Source organism: Catonella sp., from assembly GCF_052173895.1.
Taxonomy (GTDB): Bacteria; Bacillota; Clostridia; order Lachnospirales; family Lachnospiraceae; genus Catonella.
In genome coordinates, this window is record NZ_JBQMXS010000102.1 from 1 (window position 1) to 2815 (window position 2815).

The 2815-nt window shown below is 32.8% G+C and carries 3 protein-coding genes; all 3 read right to left on the reverse strand.

Annotated elements, in window-relative coordinates:
- Positions 1–164 (reverse strand): BlaI/MecI/CopY family transcriptional regulator (locus ACTTG8_RS10170; RefSeq protein WP_442561994.1); only part of this gene is annotated, 164 nt, incomplete at its 3' end.
- Between the two features lie 140 nt (positions 165–304).
- Positions 305–1876: a CAP domain-containing protein gene (locus tag ACTTG8_RS10175; protein WP_442561992.1), complete on the reverse strand. Its 1572-nt coding sequence runs from the start codon at positions 1874–1876 to the stop codon at positions 305–307.
- A 90-nt stretch (positions 1877–1966) separates the two neighbouring features.
- Complete coding sequence (locus ACTTG8_RS10180; protein ID WP_442561993.1) at positions 1967–2557, reverse strand: thymidine kinase; 591 nt, start codon at positions 2555–2557, stop codon at positions 1967–1969.
- Positions 2558–2815 lie beyond the last annotated feature (258 nt).

Consider the following 2815-nt stretch of genomic DNA (forward strand, 5'->3'; position numbering starts at 1 on the left):
GCTCCTTTATCTATAAGTCGCTTAATAACAGTATAGGTAGTATTTTTTTCCCATCCTATATATTCTTTAATAATCTTAGAAATATCTTTGGCAGCCAGTTCTTTATTTGACCAAAGAAGTTCCATTACATTTAATTCTCCTCCATGCAGCTTAAGTTCACTCATAATCTACTCTCCAATCAATATATACTACTGCTGTCTAACAAAATCGTTACTATAACAGTAGTATATAATCATTTATGCTCAAAGTCAAGCATTTGATGAAGATTTCAGCCGTTGAATGAGCAAGATCCAACACAACTTAGTTAATTATTTCTTACTTTTTTCACATCACTGAAATCTCCATAAACCATTCCTTCTTTTGTCTTAGCAAAACCTCTCACACGAATATAATAATTAGTTTTCTTCTTTAAATTTTTTAATGTAATTCCTGTATTCTTTGTCGTTACTTTCTTTTTTTCCTTCGTAAACTTTTTATCAAGTGCATATTGAATTTCATAGCCTGTTACCTTGTACACTTTATTATAACTTAACCGTAAGCTATTTCCATAAGGTTTACCTATATAAACATCCCAAATAGTAGAAGGCACTACTTCCACATAAGTCACATCTTCCAATCCACCACTAAGACTTTTACCTGTTATCTTAGATTTTCCATATCTTTTCGGATACAAATAAGTTCCTTTTATTGCAAAAATATCTTTCTTATCAGAGATTAAACGGATAGAAGGATTTGTTGCATCCTTAGGTTCTACATTAAATTCCACATAAGTTCCTGAGTCAAGATCCATTCTTATTTTCTCACTTAAAGCAGAGATTTCTGTTACAGGAATCAAATCAAAGAAAGCAACCTTATAACTAAGTGTTTTTCCCAATCCGTTAATCGTAACTTGAAACTCATCTCCATCTGTATATTCCTCAATTTTATCCGGCATAAAAATAATGCAGCTAGACTGACCATAGCCAATGTTTGAAATATTAAAATAACCATTACTTTTTTCATTTGAAAATGACCATTTTTTTCCGTCTGATAGCCTTTCTAATAAGACACTGACACCTGATTCCGGAACGGGTTCATCAAAGGAAATACTCCAAGGAAAGTCAGAATCAAAATAATCGGTTGGCATTGCTTGAGCAGGCCACATTACTCCATTTTCAGAGGCATTTACATTGGAAGAATCAAATACATATAGAGCAGAGTAGTTTCCAGCATAACCAAAACCTGTCGCTCCCATATTAGGATTTAAAATCCACCTTCTATGGCCAAGTCTGTCAATATTGCTTGAATCTCCATCATACATATATCCAAAAACTATCGAGGTATTTATGCTATTATGCCCAAATGCAATATTACTGCAACTGGCTCCTTCATAGGCATCTTTGTAAAGACTGTTTGGAACCCCCTTTGGCTTTTTGGGGTAATGAGATAAATCGTCATTTAATACATTGATATAACTTGCTGCCTGTGTAAATTTTACATACTTTTCATCTAAAGAAACCATTCCGGAAAGTCCTGCAATAAAACGGATGTGGTTGGTTATATTGAGTGCTGATTGCAGTGTTTCTTTAGATAATACTCCCGCCTTGTTAAACTTCTTCTTAAAAGAAGGCTCTTCTAAAGTCTTCACATCCTCATCTACCTGTGCAGGATGATTTTTAACAAACTCTCTTATTTCTTCCTTTGTATGAGGAGTTAATCTTATAGCGAAGGGATCTGATTTTTCTTCTTGAGGAACATTATATTCGTCAAACACTTCTGTGCTCGTTTCAAAATCACTTGCTTCTACTGTCCTAGGCAAAACAATACCGTTAACTGCAAATATCAAACTTCCCACAAGTATAGCACAAGTTAAAAAAACTTCATTCCATTTTTTCATTCAATCTTCCTTTCTAAAAATCAAAGTTACAAGCCTATGTTCTTAATTCCCATATGCCTGTCCCTAAGATATACAGGTACACTAGTTCTATTATACACTAACCAAACTTGAATTTTTCAGCCTTTCAAAACACTCAGAACATACAGCTTTATAAGAAATAAAATCTGAATTATCAATTTCTACCTGATTTCCCTTAAATATAGGAATTCCATTTACAAGTCTTAAGTTACAGGTAGCTTTTTTCCCACATGAACATACATTTTTCATTTCAGTAATTGAGTGAGCGAGTTCTAATAGTCTTGAACTAGCAGGAAAACCGTCCATTCTAAAGTCTGTACGTAAACCGTAACAAATAACAGGTATATTGAGTAATACGGCAACTCTATAAAGCTCTTCTATCTGTGCCACCGTTAAAAATTGAACTTCATCAACTAAAATACAGTCAAGTTTAGTACCATAGTTCTCGAAATATTGATACAAATTCTGAGATTCATCGACAAGAAGATCTACTTCTCTTTGTATACCTAAGCGACTAGTAACACAAGACTTTGTTTTTGTATCAATAGCAGGCTTAATAATTATTGCCCTCTGCCCACTCTCTGAATAATTATGTGCCGTCTGCAAAAGAGCTGTTGTCTTTCCACAATTCATTGCCCCATATCTAAAATATAATTTTGCCATGTATATCTCCTAAAAATTATTTGTATATTATGATATAACTTTTTTAATGTTTTGGCAAGTTGCTAATAGTATGATATACTAGACTATAGAATTATTTTAAAGGAGATATATTATTTTGAATTATAAAGAAATTTTAAATAAAAAAGAACAGTATCTAGCTAGAAAAATTCATATTCCGGAGCTTACTCTAAGTACATATGAAAATGCCTTTGAAATAGAATATACACATAATTCTACAGCAATAGAAGGCAATACCCT